The organism is Duncaniella sp. (assembly GCF_029054785.1).
Taxonomy (GTDB): Bacteria; Bacteroidota; Bacteroidia; order Bacteroidales; family Muribaculaceae; genus Duncaniella.
The window spans coordinates 1-2280 of sequence record NZ_JAIDEN010000140.1 but is presented as its reverse complement, the minus strand read 5'-3'; the positions used below and the strand labels follow the sequence as shown (position 1 = coordinate 2280).

At 50.9% G+C, this 2280-nt stretch carries 3 protein-coding genes; all 3 read right to left on the bottom strand.

Annotation, left to right across the window (positions count from 1 at the left end; genetic code table 11):
• Nucleotides 1-94: 30S ribosomal protein S16 (locus K2H17_RS08730; protein ID WP_177741343.1), on the bottom strand; the 94-nt coding region annotated here is incomplete at its 3' end.
• 135 nt (nucleotides 95-229) lie between these two features.
• Nucleotides 230-835 (bottom strand): YqgE/AlgH family protein, encoded by a 606-nt coding sequence (locus K2H17_RS08725; protein WP_300133814.1) that lies wholly within the window; start codon nucleotides 833-835, stop codon nucleotides 230-232.
• A gap of 206 nt (nucleotides 836-1041) precedes the next feature.
• The coding region (gene miaB / locus K2H17_RS08720; RefSeq protein ID WP_300133812.1) for a tRNA (N6-isopentenyl adenosine(37)-C2)-methylthiotransferase MiaB at nucleotides 1042-2280 on the bottom strand (1239 nt) is incomplete at its 5' end.

The window sequence follows — 2280 nt, the reverse complement described above, 5'->3', positions numbered from 1 at the left end:
TACCATCTCGTGGTGCCCTGCTATCGGCGATAACAATAGGATAGAACGCATAGTTCTTGCGACCATGACGTTGCAGTCTGATTTTTGTTGCCATTAAATTGTGATTTGTATTGATTAATTCGGGCGCAAAGTTACGGCTTTTGCGCGTGATTGCCAACTCTCACCAGCCCATATTGCAATCAGCGCCAATCGGTTTAATATTATTTAACACTACCCCTGCCTTATCCGGTCAGTTTGAATGCGGATTTCGCGGATGATAAAGCCAACCCTTATAACTTTCGCCCATAGAGCGCACGATATTGTGCCAATAGGCATCCTCTTCCCCGCTGAGCAGACTGCCGACGGAAGGAATTTCCGTCACAGCCCACACATGCTTCAGCAACTCTTCATCGAGCTGTTCAACACCCCAGCCGCTGTATCCGAGGAAAAAGCGCAGATGACCTTCGACCTGATAACCGTCATTCACAATCGACAGCATCGCATCAAAATCACCTCCTATAAACAACCCGTCGACGATCTCCCTTGACGATGGAATGAGATCTCCAAGAGTGTGCATGAAATAAAGTCTGTCACATGACATCGGGCCGCCGCAATAGACCGGAATCGGATCAGCAGCCTTGACTGCCGGAAGAAGATCCTGAAGAGTATAGCTTGTGCGGCTGTTGAGTACAATCCCCATTGCAGACCCTCGCGGCTCATAATCGACCAGACAGATCACAGCATGATGAAAATAACGCTCCCTCAGAAACGGTTCGGCTACAAGAAGCGAGCCGACCTGCGGAATAGGCCGCCTGTCTATCTCTATATTAAACAATATGGATTCAAAATCAATCATAAACCATCATTCTTCCACCGGATGCTTGTGTGTGCGCATTCCCAAACTGTTATTTTCCAAGCCTCTAAATTAATGCTTTTTAAGCGGCAATGCAAGAAAATAATGTTAAAAATCAGCATCTTCCACAATTATTGCGACACAAGCCGTCAGGCCCAGCATTTCAGCGGGCCTGACACAGCGCTCAGGCTTTAAGACAGGAGAGAAACTCAGGCCAGTTCGCCTATCAGAGTAGCCGATGAGGAATCAATCACCCGCACACTGACAATATCGCCAACACGATAGTCTCCACGGGGGAAAACGAGGGTCTTGTTCTGCTGGTTACGACCAACGAACTGTTCACGGGAACGTTTTGAGACACCCTCTACAAGCACATCGAACGTCTTGCCGACATCAGCGGCATTGCTTTTACGCGAAAGTTCGTTCTGCACGGCTATCATTCGGTTCAGACGGTCGATCTTCACCTCTTCAGCCACATTGTCAGGCATAGTGCGGGCGGCGAGAGTCCCCGGACGTTCGGAATATTTGAACATGAACGAGGAATCAAAGCCAACCTCCTGCATGAGGGATATGGTCTCCTGGAAATCCTCCTCGCTCTCGTCATGGAATCCGGTGAACAGATCGGTGGAAATTCCGCAATCCGGAATCGCACGGCGTATGGCCGCAATGCGTCCGAGATACCACTCGCGGGTATACTTGCGGTTCATGGCTTTGAGCACCTTGTCGGATCCGGACTGCACCGGAAGATGGATATGCTTGCAGACATTTGCCTTGGAAGCAATCACTTCTATAATCTCGTCCGACATATCCTTGGGGTGTGAGGTGGTGAAGCGGATACGCATCTCAGGTGCTGCATCAGCCACCATAGCCAGCAGACGCGCAAAGTCGATCACCTCTCCTGATTCAGTCTCGTAGCGGTAACTGTTGACATTCTGACCGAGAAGTGTAGCCTCCTTGAAGCCTCTTGCGCGCAGATCGGCGAGTTCCGCAAGAATGCTCTCCGCCGAGCGCGACCGCTCGCGGCCGCGAGTGTAAGGCACGATGCAATACGAACAGAAATTGTTGCATCCGCGCATGATACTGATGAAACCCGAAACCGTATTTCCGGTGATTCTTGCCGGTATGATGTCGCGATATGTCTCCGTGGTGCTGAGTTCGACATTGACAGCCTTCTCACCGGCCTCGACTGATGCGAAAAGGTTCGGCAGATCGAGATAGGAATCCGGTCCGGCGACAAGATCCACACCGTGGCGCTCGATCAGTTCCTCTTTGACACGCTCGCCCATGCAGCCGATTACACCGATGATGAGTTTCGGCAGATCCTTTGAGCGCTTGCGGCGCAGAGAAGCAAGATAAGCCAGACGCGAAATGATTTTCTGTTCCGCATTGTCGCGTATCGAACAAGTGTTCAGCAATATCGCATCTGCCTCGTCCGGAGTAGCGGCCAT

Excerpts from the sequence above, each read along its gene's own strand:
- K2H17_RS08725 (WP_300133814.1), bottom strand. The coding sequence starts at position 835 with ATGATTGATTTTGAATCCATATTGTTTAATATAGAGATAGACAGGCGG.